This window comes from Escherichia marmotae (genome assembly GCF_002900365.1).
Lineage (GTDB): Bacteria > Pseudomonadota > Gammaproteobacteria > Enterobacterales > Enterobacteriaceae > Escherichia > Escherichia marmotae.
The window spans coordinates 1,197,876-1,214,472 of the sequence record NZ_CP025979.1 but is presented as its reverse complement, the minus strand read 5'-3'; the positions used below and the strand labels follow the sequence as shown (position 1 = coordinate 1,214,472).

Here is a 16,597-nt window from a genome sequence, read left to right as displayed (position 1 = left end):
AGAAATTATGTCTACTTAGTTCGGACCAGAGTGCTGTTTTTTTATTACGTCGTTGAGACCATCATACTTCCTCCAGTAAAGGAGATAAAAATGGAAAAATTATTTACCCCGTTTCAGGTCGGTGACACTAACTTGGCAAATCGCGTCGTTATGGCACCAATGACCCGCTCACGGGCAATTTCAGACGATACTCCAGATGAACTGACTGCAAAATATTATCAGCAGCGCGCATCTGCAGGGCTCATTATTACAGAAGGATCGCAAATCTCCGTCCAGGGACAGGGTTATCTTTTCACTCCCGGAATCTACAGCGATGCTCAGGTGCAGGGATGGGGAAAAGTTACAAAAGCGGTCCACGACGCTGGCGGAAAAATTTATATTCAACTTTGGCACGTCGGGCGAATTTCTCACACAAGTTTGCAGGCTAATGGACAGGCCCCCGTCAGTTCGGTGGCAGTTAAAGCCAATAATTCCACCTGCTACGCACGCGACGAAAACGGCAAACCCGGTCCGGTTCCGGTATCGGAACCCCGTGCGCTGTCGATCCCCGAGATTAAAGCCGTGGTGCAGGATTACGTTCAGGCCGCTAAAAATGCTATTCGGGCGGGCTTTGATGGTGTTGAGATCCACGCCGCCAATGGCTATCTGCTTGAGCAGTTTATTAATGGTGGGCTGAATACTCGCAAGGATGAGTACGGTGGCGCGGATACTGACAATCGCCTGCGCTTTGTTCTGGAAGTGACTGACGCAATCTCTACGGCCATCGGCTCAGGTAAAACGGGTATCCGCCTGGCTCCCTTCGGGCGTCTGTTTGACATGCGTCCTTTTGATGGCGAGGAAGAAACCTGGCTGATGCTTGCTGATAAACTCAGCGCCCGTTCTCTCTCGTATGTTCATCTGAGCGACCAGCAAACACTGGGAGAACAGGCCATCCCTGCCGGGTTTATTGAAAAATTTCGTGCAGCTTATTCCGGACCTTTGATTATTACCGGTGGCTTTGATAAGCAGCGTGCCGAAGCATATCTCCAGGAGGGGAAAGCTGACCTGATTGGTTTTGGTCGGCCTTACATTGCGAACCCGGATCTTGTGGAACGAATGGTTAATGACTGGCCGTTGAATGATGTTAACCGGGCAACGATGTACGGCGGAGATGAAAAAGGCTATACGGATTACCCCTTCTGGTCCGATAGCAGGGAATAATTAATCAAGCAGGCCGTCTTCCGCAGCTCTGACCAGGGTATCCACTACATAGCGGATTTTGGGCAGCAGTTGGCGGCTTTTTGGCCACAGCGCGCTGATAGGCATCTCCCCGCCGGAGTGTCCGGGCAGCACTTCCCGCAATTTACCCTCGTCGAGATATCTGCCCACCAACCAGAGGGGGAGTTGCGACAATCCCCCTCCCGCCAGGGTAGCAGCGAGCATCGCGTCACCATCGGCAAACTCATGGGTCGGCGGAGGGACAAAGCGGCTGATTTGACCATCCCCCTCTTTCAGCAACCACGAAACAGGCTGGTTACGGCGAAAGCCGACAACGCACTGATGGTGATTCAGGTCATCAATACTGACAGGCTCGCCGTGGTTGAACAGATAATCTGGAGAGGCGCAGATCACCAGCTTCTGGGTTGTCAGTCTTCTGGCAACCAGCCCACTGCTGTCTGACAGCTCACCAATGCGAACGACAAGATCGATCCCCTCATCAATCAGGTTAACGAACCGCTCGCTGAACGTAACGGTCAACGCCAGTTCGGGGTAGCGTCGGGTGATATCAAGCAGGATAGGAAGGATGCGCTGTCGTCCGAAGGCTGCAGGTAAATCTACCCGCAGGCGCCCGGAGGGCTGGCAGGTATGTGACGTCAGTTCCGCCTCAGCCTGCTCCAGGATATCTATTGCGCTCTGGCAACTGGCAAGAAAACGCTCGCCATCAGGCGTCAGGCTCAACCGACGGGTGGAACGTTGAAAAAGCTTCAACCCGAGGCGGTCTTCCAGACGACTGACGCTTTTTCCTATGGCAGACTTTGTCAGCCCCAGCTTTTCCGCTGCTGCCGTAAAACTTCCTTGCTGGGCTGTGGCGACAAAAGCCGTAATTCCCCCCAGATGATCTGTTCTTCTCATAATTGTCCGTGAGAGGTATTAGCCCTGTATATAGATTTATTTTACAATAAATTGAAAACGATTTGTAGAATCTATGTCTACTCAGAGACGAGTGAAAGCGTGTTTATCGCACGAAGAAAAACAGCCATAGTCACCTTCTCTATTACGCTTCATCTAAATTGCAAGACGATGCCGGATTTCGCCGGCCAGTTTTACAAAAACATGAATTAATACAGAGGAGAATATGATGTCATCTGCTAACGGTTTCAAACATGTGGGCTTTCTTACCCGTAAAAAAGGACAGAGCTTCGACGATTTTGTTAAATACTGGGATGAGGTACATACAGCGATAGCGCTCAGACTCCCCGGCTTAAAAGGTTATGTACTCAACCCCATCGATCGGGAAAAATATCCCGACTCCCCCGTCGACGGTTTCTCCGAACTGTGGTTCGACTCACTTGAAGACGCTATCGCAGCATTCAATTCTCCCGTCGGTAAAGAAGCCTATGACGACGTGTCCAATTTTGTTGAACATGCTGCCATTACCTATATCACTGAAATCAGAAAGCGCTAATGCCTTAACATGCCGGGAGCGGTAGAGGTACTGGATTTAATGCGGAGTTTTTAGGTAAATCTAAGATAAGGTGAAGAAATCTGCCATAAAGGCAGATTTCTTAAATTCATAATTAGAGATTTGCAACGTTATGATATACTTTTTGAACATCATCATCATCTTCAAGGGCATCAACAAGTCCCTCAAAGATTTCTAAATCTTCTGGTGAAAGCTCAACTTCTGATTGAGCAATCATTTCTAATTCTGTTGTTGAGAACTCAGTAATTCCGGCTGCTTTTAGCGCTGCAATTCCTTTGTGAAGGTCTGTAGGCTCAGTATAAATAACGATATTTCCTTCTTCTTCGGTCACATCGCGAACATCAACTTCAGCATCAAGCAAAATTTCAAAAATATGGTCAGGATCTGTTCCTTTAAATACAATCACTCCAGTATTGTCAAACATATAGCTGACAGAACCTGCCGCTCCGATATTTCCGCCTTTTTTGTTGAAAATTGTGCGAACATTAGCAATCGTGCGGTTAACATTTGAAGTTAACGTTTCGGCTATAATCATTGAACCATTGGGGCCAAAACCTTCATAACGTCCTTGTACGAACGTTTCATCTCCGCCACCTTTAGCTTTATCAATTGCTTTATCAATGACGTGTTTTGGAACTTGTGCCTGCTTCGCACGCTCAATAACGAATTTTAAAGATGTATTTAATTCAGGGTCTGGTTCACCTTGTTTAGCTGCAGCATAGATTTCTACACCGAATTTTGCATATATTTTAGACGTTGCACCGTCTTTAGCCGTTTTTTTAGCAACAATATTGGCCCATTTACGTCCCACTGGAATGATCTCCTCGAAATTTATTTACATTACCGACAAGTTGATAACTTGTGTTTTTTCATCGTATTATATTATATCATAACATGAAAAAATTCGTCTATGGGAACATAAAATATTCTATTTTCACTCAAGGATATTTAATTTTAACGATGTTAATTATTGTTGATGCGTTATTTTATGATTTCATTTTTCATTGTTAATAATTAAACCGCAACAATAATGTCGCGGTATGGTTGATTTTGACACCTGAATGCCTTATTAAGGAGGCGCGGTTTTAAATTGGCGGTAGCCCATATTTAGCTCGGGCGCGATTACATGCCTCATTAATTTCTCCATGCTCGCCAGACATGGCGAATTCTCTACATGTGGATGAGCGATTCTTGTATATTGTGCAGCAGGCGTTTTTTCCAGGCGTTCCAGCCAGGGCAACACAGCGTGGATTCTTCTGGTTAGTACCGCGCATACATCGGTGGTAAGGGGATATCTGCTCAGTCAGATGAGCCGGTATGGTGCCGCCTGCATCATCAGCTTCGGCCCAGTAAAAAGAGACGCGGAAAAATGCACAACAGGCACCACACGTCAGGCATGGATTCGGATTGCTCATAATTCACCAGTACTACTATTTAAATATCACAACGAAACCGCAGACACGTCATATGAAAGCACGTGCCTGCGGCAGGCTGGCGAACTTTCTATAGTGCGAGTATTGAATGATTACCAGCCGTTATCAATTTTACATATCTATTTAGATATGACCAGCCAAGTTGAATGCAAACTGGAAGAGTTAATCTTTACAATTTGTAACGTGGTGGTTTGTGAAAAGTGAACGTCTTATGTAACCAGAGTCTGTATTATATTGTCCCTATAGTCCGACTTGCTAAATATAGCGATTAGTGATTTCTTTTTAATTCTAATTGGTTAGGTAAGTTCATCAGAAAAAGTTATTTTTCTTGTTTTAACGTGTAAGGCTTATATTACTGCTATCCGTGTTTCACATTCATTCTAGTGATTTTGCTGTATGTATTGGTGCTGATTTGGGATGTGGCTATTGAGCGACATGGTCTGGCATCTCCATCTTATGATCTGGAGCCGCCGCTATCGAAGAAAAGACGCGGGGGCACGTACTGGAAAATTAACACCCACCTTACCAGCGAGGCCCCATCGACGTTGTGCCAGTTCATCATATCCTTACTTATTGATAGCTTATGTATAAAAGTGAAGGGGACACAGAGAACTTTGCCTGACCAATATTCTTGTTCCGTTTTGTTGTCCAATGCTTTTTCTCTGCTTTAAGTTACGGCATAGAGGGCAAAATTTCATCAAGAGTATGGATATTTCTGGTTCTCTCTACCATGCTCTTTGTAGACGCCAGATTGAGCGAATGAACACAAAATAATGGCCCCGGGACACGCAAATGCGCAATACACTTATCCCCATCCTCGTTGCGGTGTGCTTGTTTCTTACTGGTGTGTCTATTTTGAATTTTCAGCTCTGGTATTCCGCAAAAGCAGAGAGCCTGGCGGGGGCGAGGTACGCCGCTAACAACATTAATCATATTCTTGAGGAAGCGTCACAGGCGACTCGAACGGCAATGAAAATTGCCGGGAAGAGGTGCGATCTGGATGAACAATACCAACTAGGTACAGAGGCTGCGCTGAAACCACATCTGCGGACGATCATCATTCTCAAACAAGGTGCAGTCTGGTGTACATCGCTACCAGGTAATCGGGTTCTGCTATCCCGTATTCCTGTTATATCTGACAACAATTTGCTATTGGCTCCGGCGATCGACACCGTAAATAGATTACCCATCCTCCTTTATCAGATTCAATTCGCTGATACGCGTATCCTGGTGACAATTAGTGACCAGCATATCCGCGGGGCGCTCAATGTGCCGTTGAAGGGGGTGAAATATACTTTGCGCGTGGGGAATAGCATTATTGGACCGTCAGGAGATGTGACAACTCTCAATGGCAGCCATCAATTTTCTGGACGGGTAAATTCCACAAAATATCATTTCAGTATTATCTATAACCAACCGCCGCTATTTAATTTCACCAGACTTATCGATAAAGGTTTGGGTATTTTGATATTCAGCCTGTTAATCTCCTGTTCTGCTGCTTTTTTGCTTGATAAATATTTTAACAAGAGTGACACACCTGAAGAGATCCTGCGTAGAGCAATAAGCAATGGTGAAATTGTACCTTTTTACCAACCCGTGGTTAATGGCCGGGAAGGGACGTTACGCGGCGTAGAAGTACTTGCCAAGTGGAAACATCCTCGCGGAGGATATATTTCACCCGCAGCATTTATTCCACTTGCTGAAAAATCAGGGTTGATAGTTCCGCTCACCCAAAGTCTGATGAACCAGGTCGCCACACAAATGAACGCGATCGCAAGTAAACTGCCGGAAGGTTTCCATGTAGGGATTAATTTTAGCGCCTCACATATTATTTCGCCTACGTTTGTTGAAGAGTGTCTGAAATACCGGGACAGCTTCACGCGCCATGATTTGAATCTCGTTCTTGAGGTTACTGAGCGTGAAGCTTTGCATGTTGATGAAAACCTTGTCCAGCGACTAAATATTCTGCATGAAAATGGCTTTGTCATTGCGCTGGATGATTTTGGTACGGGGTACTCGGGACTTTCTTATCTCCATGATCTGCACATCGATTATATTAAGATTGATCACAGTTTCGTTGGTCGGGTCAACGCAGATCCAGATTCCACCCGAATTCTGGACTGTGTGCTGGATCTGGCGCGCAAACTTTCTATCAGTATTGTTGCCGAAGGTGTCGAAACGAAGGAGCAACTCGATTACCTGAACAAAAATAATATCACGTTTCAGCAGGGGTATTATTTCTATAAACCGGTGACGTATATTGAGTTAGTCAAAATTATTCTCTCAAAACCGAGGGTGAAGGTGGTTGTTGAGTAAATATGTACTAATTCACGTAGCATGATGATGTCTGACTAAAAAATGATCGAAAAGACTCTGTGGTGGTGCAATTGTAGACAGATAATTAGCTCGTTGCGTCTTGTTACTATTGTTCATTATTTTGTTTGCTATAATTATCTGAAATTGTTTTCAGGATCGCCGTCAGTAGCATGAACAATAGTAATAGCCTGGATTATTTCACTTTGTATATCATCTTCTCCATCGCGTTTATGCTGATCACCATTCTGGTGATCCTGTTCGCCAAACCCAGCATCTGGCTGGGAGAAGTGCTGGTTACCATAAATTTAATCAATGCACTTGTTTGGTTGGTGATCAATTTACTTAACCGATTAAGAGAAAAGTTTGTAAGTCAAAGGGATCAACATTAATCTTTTTCATTATATTTTGATAATCTGGACTTATAGAATATTTGATCAGGCGTGTTTATAAGTCCAATCATTGAATAATTAATCGTTAAAACTGAAAAACTATCCGGGTTTAATTTGAGGAATTGCTTTAGCGGTGAGTAACGCGTATACGAATATGATTGCAGGGAAATAGTTTTTGTGAAGAATAAAAAACTAAATCAATAAAATCACCAAGATAAATAATCAGTGCTTCAGTATTGTCTGTAAGTCTGTTCACCCGCTAAAAATACACCGCGTCGAATCAATCGGCGCGGTGCTACATTATCGATTATTTTTTACCGATGGCACGCATGGTGTCATCAATTGCGGTAATTAACAGCATTTGCGGATCTTTGGCACAAACCTGATTCAGTTTTTCTACCACTTTGGCACTCAGTTCCGGTGATTGCTCAATCTTTAAATCACGGCTGGTAACGCTGGCGTTACCCATTACCGCAACGATATCTGCAACCTGTGCGCTGTCAGTTTTTGCCATTTCGTTGGCTTCTGCGCAGGTAATATAGGTTTCTGCTGGCAAACCATTCTTAATATTATAGTCCTGAGCCCAGGTCATTGGTGCGAAGACGAACAGCCCCGCCAGTAAAGCAAATTTTTTCATCATCATTCCTTATTTCATTTTACCCAGAATTGCACCACCCGTACCGCCAATTACGGCACCTTTAATTGCGCCTTCAAGACCATTGCCGGTCAGAACGCCAGTGACCGCGCCAACGGCGGCACCCACTTTTGCGCCTTTACGGGCATTTTTACCATCGTGGCCTTTTTCTGTTACTGCACCAACGCCAGCGCCCACAGCAGCACCTTTCAGTACGCCATTAACACCATTGCCAGTCAGTAAACCAACGCCTGCGCCTAACAGTGCACCTTTCGTGGTGCGATTCATATCCGCCATCGCTGGCGCGGAGCAGAGCAATGCTGAGATAAGCCCTAAGGCGAGTATTTTTTTCTTCAACTTAGATGTCCGGTATTTAGTAAGTTGCACACACAATAATTTCGTCTTCAATTAAGAACAGCTTAACTAAAGAACGCTCTCTATTATTCAGATAATTCAAAATGAGCGCGGTTTGTATAATAAGAATTATGGTTTTTGCTTGAATGGGAATAATCTTAAATAATAATTAACTCATTGATTTGAAATGTTTATTCAAGAAATGTCATCAAATGTTAACGTGGTATTGTAAAGGTAAGGTGATCTGAAATATCAATATTATTGTGTAATTTATATGTGAACAATATTTATCAGAAAACGTAATGTAAGTGATTATCTTCTGGCGGCAGTAATGTGAATCTGTTTGGCGGGGAAAGGGGTAGCCAGGCAGAGAAAAACTTAAATCGGATGTAATCTGACAGATACCTGTATAAATCACCGGTAACTGTCAGATCAGGTCTGAGCTAATACGGCTTATTTCAGCTCTTCTGCTTCCGGCAAGGTCACGTTAAGCTCAAGGATGGAAATATCACCATCTTTTTGCTCAAGCTGAACAGTCACCATCTCGGGATCGATTTGTACGTATTTACAAATGACATCAAGAATATCTTTACGCAACTGCGGCAGATAGTGCGGTTCTGCATCGCTGCGCCGGCGTTCAGCAACAATAATTTGCAACCGTTCTTTTGCAATATTGGCCGTGTTTTTCTTCCGTGAGAGAAAGAAATCGAGTAATGCCATAATTTATCCTCCGAACAAGCGTTTGAGGAAACCTTTCTTCTCTTCTTCAATGAAGCGGAAAGGGCGTTCTTCTCCCAACAGACGTTCTACGGTATCAGCATAGGCTTTACCCGCATCGGCGTTGATATCGAGAATAACCGGTTCCCCCTGGTTAGAGGCGCGCAATACTGATTGATCCTCTGGGATCACGCCGACGAGCTTGATGCGCAGGATCTCCAGTACGTCTTCCATGCTCAACATGTCGCCTCTGTTAACGCGGCCTGGGTTATAGCGCGTTAATAGCAGGTGCTCTTTAATCGGTTCTTCACCGTTTTCTGCTCGACGGGATTTCGACGCCAGAATACCTAAAATACGGTCAGAGTCACGAACTGATGAGACTTCCGGGTTCGTGGTTATAATAGCTTCATCTGCGAAATAGAGCGCCATTAATGCACCGGTTTCAATACCCGCCGGTGAGTCACAAACAATAAACTCAAAATCCATTGCTTTTAGGTCATCAAGAACTTTGGCGACCCCTTCGCGGGTGAGTGCGTCTTTATCGCGAGTTTGTGATGCCGGAAGAATATAGAGGTTTTCAGTACGCTTATCTTTAATTAAAGCCTGATTTAGCGTTGCATCGCCCTGAATGACGTTGACGAAATCGTAAACGACCCGGCGCTCGCAACCCATAATCAGGTCGAGATTACGCAAGCCGATATCAAAATCGATCACGACAGTTTTCTTTCCCTTCTGGGCCAAACCAGTGGCGATGGCCGCGCTGGAGGTTGTCTTTCCAACGCCCCCTTTCCCCGAAGTAACAACAATAATGCGTGCCATAAAAATTCCTTGTTAAAAAGGGATCAATTTAACGATTGAACGGTCAAAGCGTTTTCGACTAATTGCAGCCGTGCCGCTTTGCCATAAAATTCTGCTGGGATTTTATCACTCAGCCAGTATTCACCTGCGATAGAGACCAGTTCTGCCATCAGGCTCGTACAAAATATTTGTGCTTCCCGATCACCACTTGCCCCCGCCAGCGCACGACCGCGCATCATGCCATAGACATGAATGTTACCATCTGCGATCAATTCTGCCCCTGCGCTAACATGGCTTGTAACAATTAGATCACATTGTGGCGCATAAATGCGCTGACCGGAACGCACTGGGGTATCTATTAAGCGCGTTTTTGTGTCCGGCGTTGTATTTTTCGCAGGAGCCAGGGGGGCAGGAGCTGGACGCGGCGCTTTTTCCTTTCCTTCAGTCAGGATTGGCAACCCCATTTTTTCGATTTCAGCTTTCAGTTTCGCATTTTTGCAGCCACTGACACCAATGATCCGCAAGCCCGTTGCCGAGATAGCTTTATGCATTGCAGACCAGTTGACCTGTTCTTCGAGGCCACTGACATTGAGTACGATGGGGGCATGCTTTAAAAATGCGGGAGCCTGAGCGATTTTGTCTTCCAGCGCCTGATGAATAACCTTAGGTTCTGCCTCATGCAGATGAACCACAGATAAGGTGAAGCTGCTACCTTTAAGCTCGATTGGCGTGTTTGACATCCTGGCCTTACTCAATTAGCTAATTACCATCATCATCAGCGTGCGATGATATTACGAAGACTATAAGGCATGTTATAGTCTGGATTATATTGAGGCAAGTCACCCCCCCATTTATTCAGAGTAAAATTATGTTTTGTGTGATCTATCGAAGTAGCAAACGTGACCAGACCTATTTATATGTTGAAAAAAAAGACGACTTTTCGCGTGTTCCAGAGGAGCTGATGAAAGGTTTTGGTCAACCTCAACTTGCGATGATTCTTCCATTGGACGGGAGAAAGAAACTGGTAAATGCCGATATTGAGAAAGTTAAACAGGCATTAGCTGAGCATGGCTATTATCTTCAATTGCCACCACCTCCCGAGGATTTGCTGAAGCAACATCTTTCTGTGATGGCGAAAAATACAGACAGCACTAAAAAATAACCGATATCCGGCGGTGGCACCATATTTGTCGGAGCGGGTTTTAAGAACCACGATGAAGTGAGAGGAACGTTATGTATCAACATCACAACTGGCAAGGTGCGCTGCTGGATTATCCGGTGAGTAAAGTGGTCTGTGTTGGCAGTAATTATGCCAAACATATTAAAGAGATGGGGAGTGAAGTGCCTGAAGAGCCAGTGTTGTTCATTAAACCCGAAACGGCACTGTGCGATCTGCGCCAGCCATTGGCCATCCCCTCTGATTTCGGTGCGGTTCATCATGAGGTTGAACTGGCGGTGTTGATCGGCGCGACGCTACGCCAGGCCACGGAAGAGCATGTACGCAAAGCCATTGCCGGTTATGGTGTGGCGCTCGATCTGACATTACGTGATGTTCAGGGAAAGATGAAGAAAGCCGGGCAGCCATGGGAAAAAGCTAAAGGGTTTGATAACTCTTGCCCACTGTCCGGGTTTATTCCCGCTGCAGAGTTCACTGGCGATCCACAAAATACGTCGCTAGGCTTAAGTGTAAATGGTGTCGTTCGTCAACAGGGTACAACGGCAGATATGATCCATAAAATCGTTCCGCTGATTGCTTATATGAGCAAGTTTTTTACCCTCAAGCCTGGTGACGTTGTACTAACAGGCACGCCTGATGGTGTTGGCCCACTACACAGTGGTGATGAACTGACCATCACTTTCGGTAGTCATTCGTTGACAACTCGCGTTTTGTAATACTTTTTGCCGCCTGAAAGAGGCGGCAATACTTGCAACGCTGTGCCAGACTGGTTATAAGGTGCGTTTTAACGTAATGGCGGAACACCTGATGAGCGATATACCTTTCTGGCAAAGTAAAACCCTGGATGAAATGAGCGATGCAGAATGGGAGTCGTTGTGTGATGGTTGTGGTCAGTGCTGTCTGCATAAACTGATGGATGAAGATACTGACGAAATCTACTTCACTAACGTCGCTTGCCGTCAGCTTAATATTAAAACCTGTCAATGTCGTAACTACGAACGCCGCTTCGAGTTTGAACCTGACTGCATTAAATTAACCCGTGAGAATCTGCCAACATTCGAATGGCTACCGATGACCTGTGCTTATCGGTTGCTGGCGGAAGGGAAGGCATTGCCAGGGTGGCACCCACTGATTACCGGTTCGAAAGCGGCAATGCATGGTGAGCGAATTTCCGTACGTCATATCGCGGTGAAAGAATCAGAAGTGATCGACTGGCAGGATCATATACTCAATAAACCTGACTGGGCACAGTGAGCAACTGAAACCGAAGGGATTACTTGTTTTGTGCATGGGGCATTGTTGGTGCATCAGAACTGAAATTAGCATCCAGAATTGCCAGTGGATTGCCATTATTGTCTGACACCCATCTGAGCAGAAATCTGCCCCATTTGTGCAGCAATGACCTGCGCTTAGTGCTCTACAAGCAAATGTGCGCCTTGATTTGTACACGTTACAAACACATAGCTGCTCTTTTTAGAATGTTGTTTCAGTTAGCACTAAATGAGCCAGGTGCATGCCGTTTACCACCTTTGTTATTTCTTGCCATCAAGTGAGGAACGAAGATGAACCTCAATATAAGGTTATTTACCTATTCTGGTAAAAGCCATCTGAATTATCAGCACATTAATAACGGCCTGCCTAAGATTGATCATCCGTATACCGCTTTCTGTTTCTGATGATGTGAAATGATCTTTAATCGCAAGATTGCATTTGATGGTAATTATCCATTTTTTGTATAAATATTTCCCCTGCTAATACATATATTTCGCCGTGCCACACTACTGTATTTATTACCAGTTTCCAGAGATTATGTATCTGCCTGTACGGGCATTTTCCAGAGAGACGATAATATCCCTCACAAGTGAGAGGGGTTTGATCTGATTTCGCTTTTTTGAGAGGGAGAATAGCTGTAAAAGGAGATTTGCTAATATAGCCGTTTAATTCGTCGAACCCGAACACGGGTCTCATTCAGAACATATACAGATTTATGTTCTCACTGTTCGATCGTTCTTAACGGTATGTTTTTTTGATTATGTCCGCAATGTGGTGGCCTGGTTGATGAAACTGGCACTGTATAGTGCCAGTCGCAACTTAGCTGGTCTGCTTTTTCATCATACTGAGAATGAACAACAGCGCTGCACACAACACCACCGAGGGGCCTGCTGGCGTATCGTAAAACGCGGAAAATGTTAAACCGCCCGTTACAGCAACCATTCCTACTACGACAGCGACACCAGCCATCTGTTCCGGCGTGCGGGCAAAACGGCGCGCAGTAGCCGCAGGAATAATCAACAGCGAGGTAATAATCAACGCGCCAACAAATTTCATTGCTACGCCAATCGTCAATGCGGTCACCAGCATCAACAACAATTTCACACGCTGTAATTTCACACCATCAACAAACGCCAGATCCGGGCTAATCGTCATCGACAGTAAATTGCGCCATTGCCAGAACAGAATCGCCACCACGATAACCACGCCAATCGCAATAGCGATAAGATCTTCCGGTGTTACTGCCAGCAAATCACCGAACAGGTATGCCATCAAGTCAACGCGAATGTTAGACATCAGGCTGACGACGACCAGACCCAGCGACAATGCACTGTGCGCCATAATTCCCAATAACGTATCGATCGCAAGTTGTGGGCGCTTCTCCAGCCATACCAGGCCGCCCGCCAGCAGCAGCGTAACCGCAATCACCGCATAGAAAGGATTCACATCCAGTAACAAACCAAACGCGACTCCCAGTAAAGACGCATGAGCCAGCGTGTCACCGAAATAAGACATACGACGCCAGACAACAAACGAACCCAGCGGACCTGCAGCACAGGCCAGCATGATCCCGGCTAACCAACCGGGAAATAATAATTCAATCATGAGCGGTCATTTCCCCGACGCAGAATAATTCGCCCCTGTAAATCGTGGCGGTGATTATGATGATGGCGATAGATACCTAGCTGTTCAGCACCCCGAGGTCCGAACATCGAAATAAATTCCGGATGCAGGGAAACGACTTCCGGTGTGCCGGAACAACAGATGTGATGATTCAGACAAAGTACTTCATCGGTTTTGGCCATCACCAGATGCAGATCGTGAGACACCATTAAAACGCCGCAATCCAGTTCGCGGCGCAGTTGGTCAATAAGGTCGTACAGCGCAACCTGACCATTCACATCCACGCCCTGAGTAGGTTCATCCAGCACTAATAATTGCGGTTGATTTAACAACGCGCGTGCCAACAATACACGCTGCGTTTCACCACCAGAGAGCTTTTGCATTGGCGCGTCAATCAGATGCCCGGCCTGAACGCGTTTCAGTGCAGGCAGAATGTCTTCTTTATGTGTACTGGGGCGTAAGCGTAAGAAACGGTTTACAGTTAGTGGCAACGTGGTGTCGAGATACAGCTTCTGCGGCACATATCCGATGCGCAGTTTTCCGTGGCGCTTGATAACACCTTCATCAGGTGTTACCAGTCCGAGCACAACCCGCACTAGCGTCGACTTACCGGCACCGTTCGGCCCAAGTAAGGTCAAAATTTTTCCAGGTTTAAGTTCCAGCGACACATCAGAGAGGACGCGGCGTTGGCCAAAAGAGACCGAAACATTTTCCAGGGAAACCAGACTTGTCATGTTAATTTTAGTCTTGCAGTAGTCATGAAATGTTATAATATCACACTTCTCATATTCATTACGATGATTGGTCGCATTATGTTACATAAAAAAACGCTTCTTTTCGCAGCATTATCCGCTGCTCTCTGGGGGGGCGCAACACAGGCCGCAAATGCCGCCGTTGTTGCTTCGCTTAAACCTGTCGGATTCATCGCTTCCGCCATTGCTGATGGGGTAACAGAGACCGAGGTATTACTTCCGGACGGTGCTTCTGAACACGATTATTCACTGCGTCCATCGGATGTAAAACGCTTACAGAACGCGGACTTAGTCGTTTGGGTTGGCCCGGAGATGGAAGCGTTTATGCAAAAGCCGGTGAGCAAATTACCAGAGGAGAAACAGGTAACGATTGCGCAGCTTGAGAATGTAAAACCGCTGCTGATGAAAAGTATTCACGACGATGATGATGATCATAACCACGCGGAAAAAAGTGACGAAGATCACCATCACGGCGATTTCAACATGCATCTTTGGCTTTCCCCAGAGATAGCGCGGGCTACAGCGGTTGCAATCCATGGAAAATTAGTGGAACTTATGCCGCAAAGTCGAGCCAAACTTGACGCCAACCTGAAGGATTTTGAGGCACAATTAGTTGCAACCGATAAACAGGTTGGTAATGAGCTCGCGCCGCTCAAGGGAAAAGGTTATTTCGTTTTTCATGATGCTTATGGCTACTTCGAAAAACAATTCGGACTGACACCGCTTGGTCATTTTACCGTTAACCCAGAGATTCAACCGGGCGCGCAGCGTTTACATCAAATAAGAACACAGTTGGTTGAGCAAAAAGCAACCTGCGTTTTTGCTGAGCCACAGTTCAGGCCAGCGGTCGTTGAAAGCGTCGCACGAGGGACATCCGTTCGTATGGGAACGTTGGATCCCCTTGGGACGAATATCAAACTGGGTAAAACAAGTTATTCAGAGTTTCTGAATCAATTAGCCAACCAGTATGCGAGCTGCCTGAAAGGAGATTAATGAGGAAGTGATTACGTGCAACAGATAGCCCGCTCTGTCGCCCTGGCGTTTAATAATTTACCGCGACCACACCGCGTTATGCTGGGGTCGCTCACCGTTCTTACCCTGGCCGTCGCTGTCTGGCGGCCCTATGTTTACCACCGCGACGCCACGCCAATTGTCAAAACAATTGAGCTGGAACAGAACGAAATCCGTTCACTCTTACCTGAAGCCAGTGAACCGATTGATCAAACCGCACAAGAAGATGAAGCCATTCCGCAGGACGAACTGGACGACAAAACCGCTGGTGAAGCGGGTGTGCATGAATATGTCGTTTCCACAGGCGATACGCTAAGTAGCATCCTCAATCAATATGGTATTGAGATGGGTGATATCACCCAACTGGCTGCTGCGGATAAAGATCTGCGTAACCTGAAAATTGGTCAACAACTCTCCTGGACATTAACCGCAGAGGGCGATTTACAGCGTCTGACCTGGGAAGTTTCTCGCCGCGAAACCCGTACCTATGATCGCACTGCTGCTAATGGTTTTAAAATGACCAGCGAAATGCAGCAAGGGGAGTGGGTTAATAATCTACTGAAAGGCACCGTTGGGTCGAGCTTTGTTGCCAGCGCCAGAAATGCTGGTTTGACCAGCGCTGAAGTGAGCGCAGTGATCAAAGCGCTACAGTGGCAGATGGACTTTCGGAAGGTGAAAAAAGGCGATGAATTTGCTGTATTAATGTCGCGTGAAATGCTTGATGGCAAACGTGAGCAAAGCCAGTTGCTGGGCGTGCGTTTGCGTTCTGAAGGCAAAGATTATTACGCAATCCGCGCTGAAGATGGCAAGTTCTATGACCGTAACGGTACTGGCCTGGCGAAAGGTTTCTTGCGATTCCCGACGGCGAAACAGTTCCGCATCTCCTCTAACTTTAACCCGCGTCGTCTGAACCCGGTAACTGGTCGTGTTGCACCACACAGAGGTGTTGATTTCGCGATGCCACAGGGTACACCGGTGCTTTCGGTGGGTGACGGTGAAGTGGTAGTAGCCAAACGCAGTGGCGCTGCAGGTTATTATGTTGCGATCCGTCATGGTCGTAGCTATACCACGCGTTATATGCACTTGCGTAAGATTCTGGTGAAACCGGGGCAGAAGGTGAAACGTGGCGATCGTATCGCGCTATCCGGTAACACCGGGCGTTCAACCGGACCACACCTGCACTATGAAGTATGGATCAACCAGCAGGCTGTAAACCCGCTGACGGCGAAACTGCCGCGTACCGAAGGGCTGACAGGTTCCGATCGTCGCGAGTTCCTGGCGCAGGCCAAAGAGATTGTGCCGCAGCTACTGTTTGATTAATTAACATCCATTCGCAGCCGGTACGCAGTCAGTACCGGCTTTTTTATTTGGTGCGGGGCAAATTGCGCCGCTACACTATCAGCAGATTGATTTTTGCCTTATCCGAAACTGGAAAAGC

Annotated in this window: 20 protein-coding genes and 1 pseudogene; 10 read left to right on the top strand and 11 right to left on the bottom strand. The window is 46.2% G+C overall.

The window, feature by feature from the left end; translation table 11 throughout:
* The first annotated feature begins 90 nt into the window (after positions 1-90).
* Entirely contained in the window at positions 91-1,200 is a 1,110-nt protein-coding gene (locus C1192_RS06470) for an alkene reductase (RefSeq protein WP_016261941.1), read from the top strand.
* On the opposite strand, the gene C1192_RS06465 is transcribed toward C1192_RS06470, so the two are convergent.
* The gene (locus C1192_RS06465) at positions 1,201-2,112 is read right to left on the bottom strand and encodes a LysR family transcriptional regulator (protein WP_016248625.1); all 912 of its coding nucleotides are present in this window, start codon (positions 2,110-2,112) and stop codon (positions 1,201-1,203) included.
* 226 nt (positions 2,113-2,338) lie between these two features.
* Here C1192_RS06465 and C1192_RS06460 point away from each other — a divergent pair, with 226 nt between their 5' ends.
* Positions 2,339-2,665 (top strand): EthD family reductase, encoded by a 327-nt coding sequence (locus C1192_RS06460; RefSeq protein WP_001516246.1) that lies wholly within the window; start codon positions 2,339-2,341, stop codon positions 2,663-2,665.
* A gap of 112 nt (positions 2,666-2,777) precedes the next feature.
* On the opposite strand, the gene C1192_RS06455 is transcribed toward C1192_RS06460, so the two are convergent.
* Positions 2,778-3,494: a YebC/PmpR family DNA-binding transcriptional regulator gene (locus tag C1192_RS06455; protein WP_000532916.1), complete on the bottom strand. Its 717-nt coding sequence runs from the start codon at positions 3,492-3,494 to the stop codon at positions 2,778-2,780.
* Positions 3,495-3,768: 274 nt separating this feature from the next.
* Positions 3,769-4,098, bottom strand: coding sequence for a YkgJ family cysteine cluster protein (locus tag C1192_RS06450; protein ID WP_032240664.1), 330 nt, complete (start codon positions 4,096-4,098; stop codon positions 3,769-3,771).
* A 52-nt stretch (positions 4,099-4,150) separates the two neighbouring features.
* On the opposite strand from C1192_RS06450, the pseudogene C1192_RS26050 reads away from it, so the two are divergent.
* The 3 genes and pseudogenes from C1192_RS26050 to ymgF all read left to right on the top strand — a co-directional run.
* Positions 4,151-4,236, top strand: a pseudogene (locus C1192_RS26050) (capsid protein); the annotation flags it as partial.
* A 672-nt stretch (positions 4,237-4,908) separates the two neighbouring features.
* A complete protein-coding gene (gene pdeG, locus C1192_RS06440) occupies positions 4,909-6,432 on the top strand; it encodes a cyclic di-3',5'-guanosine monophosphate phosphodiesterase PdeG (protein ID WP_038355933.1) in 1,524 nt (507 codons plus the stop codon).
* Positions 6,433-6,602: 170 nt separating this feature from the next.
* On the top strand, positions 6,603-6,821 hold the full coding sequence (ymgF, locus tag C1192_RS06435) for a cell division-associated protein YmgF (protein WP_038355934.1): 219 nt from the start codon (positions 6,603-6,605) through the stop codon (positions 6,819-6,821).
* A gap of 307 nt (positions 6,822-7,128) precedes the next feature.
* Here ymgF and C1192_RS06430 read toward each other — a convergent pair whose 3' ends face one another.
* From C1192_RS06430 to minC, 6 genes are all read right to left on the bottom strand, one after another.
* Positions 7,129-7,464: a YmgD family protein gene (locus C1192_RS06430; RefSeq protein WP_000979974.1), complete on the bottom strand. Its 336-nt coding sequence runs from the start codon at positions 7,462-7,464 to the stop codon at positions 7,129-7,131.
* A 3-nt stretch (positions 7,465-7,467) separates the two neighbouring features.
* The gene (locus C1192_RS06425) at positions 7,468-7,812 is read right to left on the bottom strand and encodes a YMGG-like glycine zipper-containing protein (protein ID WP_000726984.1); all 345 of its coding nucleotides are present in this window, start codon (positions 7,810-7,812) and stop codon (positions 7,468-7,470) included.
* 16 nt (positions 7,813-7,828) lie between these two features.
* A complete protein-coding gene (locus C1192_RS26045; RefSeq protein WP_228988174.1) occupies positions 7,829-7,966 on the bottom strand; it encodes a hypothetical protein in 138 nt (45 codons plus the stop codon).
* A gap of 296 nt (positions 7,967-8,262) precedes the next feature.
* Positions 8,263-8,529: a cell division topological specificity factor MinE gene (gene minE / locus C1192_RS06420; protein ID WP_001185664.1), complete on the bottom strand. Its 267-nt coding sequence runs from the start codon at positions 8,527-8,529 to the stop codon at positions 8,263-8,265.
* Between the two features lie 3 nt (positions 8,530-8,532).
* The gene (gene minD, locus C1192_RS06415) at positions 8,533-9,345 is read right to left on the bottom strand and encodes a septum site-determining protein MinD (protein WP_000101053.1); all 813 of its coding nucleotides are present in this window, start codon (positions 9,343-9,345) and stop codon (positions 8,533-8,535) included.
* Between the two features lie 23 nt (positions 9,346-9,368).
* Positions 9,369-10,064 (bottom strand): septum site-determining protein MinC, encoded by a 696-nt coding sequence (minC, locus tag C1192_RS06410; protein ID WP_038355935.1) that lies wholly within the window; start codon positions 10,062-10,064, stop codon positions 9,369-9,371.
* Positions 10,065-10,192: 128 nt separating this feature from the next.
* Here minC and C1192_RS06405 point away from each other — a divergent pair, with 128 nt between their 5' ends.
* From C1192_RS06405 to ycgN, 3 genes are all read left to right on the top strand, one after another.
* Positions 10,193-10,486, top strand: a complete 294-nt coding sequence (locus C1192_RS06405) for a YcgL domain-containing protein (RefSeq protein WP_001516252.1) — start codon at positions 10,193-10,195, stop codon at positions 10,484-10,486.
* A gap of 71 nt (positions 10,487-10,557) precedes the next feature.
* On the top strand, positions 10,558-11,217 hold the full coding sequence (locus C1192_RS06400; RefSeq protein ID WP_038355936.1) for a fumarylacetoacetate hydrolase family protein: 660 nt from the start codon (positions 10,558-10,560) through the stop codon (positions 11,215-11,217).
* A gap of 91 nt (positions 11,218-11,308) precedes the next feature.
* A complete protein-coding gene (gene ycgN / locus C1192_RS06395; protein ID WP_001516253.1) occupies positions 11,309-11,755 on the top strand; it encodes a cysteine cluster protein YcgN in 447 nt (148 codons plus the stop codon).
* Positions 11,756-12,592: 837 nt separating this feature from the next.
* Here the strand turns inward: ycgN and znuB are convergent.
* Both znuB and znuC read right to left on the bottom strand, forming a co-directional pair.
* Complete coding sequence (gene znuB / locus C1192_RS06390; RefSeq protein ID WP_000571466.1) at positions 12,593-13,378, bottom strand: zinc ABC transporter permease subunit ZnuB; 786 nt, start codon at positions 13,376-13,378, stop codon at positions 12,593-12,595.
* Complete coding sequence (znuC, locus tag C1192_RS06385; RefSeq protein ID WP_001516255.1) at positions 13,375-14,130, bottom strand: zinc ABC transporter ATP-binding protein ZnuC; 756 nt, start codon at positions 14,128-14,130, stop codon at positions 13,375-13,377. The genes znuB and znuC overlap by 4 nt, the downstream gene beginning before the upstream one ends.
* Positions 14,131-14,208: 78 nt before the next feature.
* Between znuC and znuA the strand changes: the two genes are divergently transcribed.
* Positions 14,209-15,141, top strand: coding sequence for a zinc ABC transporter substrate-binding protein ZnuA (gene znuA, locus C1192_RS06380; RefSeq protein ID WP_010376204.1), 933 nt, complete (start codon positions 14,209-14,211; stop codon positions 15,139-15,141).
* Between the two features lie 15 nt (positions 15,142-15,156).
* Positions 15,157-16,479 (top strand): murein DD-endopeptidase MepM, encoded by a 1,323-nt coding sequence (mepM, locus tag C1192_RS06375; RefSeq protein ID WP_001184055.1) that lies wholly within the window; start codon positions 15,157-15,159, stop codon positions 16,477-16,479.
* The last annotated feature ends 118 nt before the right edge of the window (positions 16,480-16,597 follow it).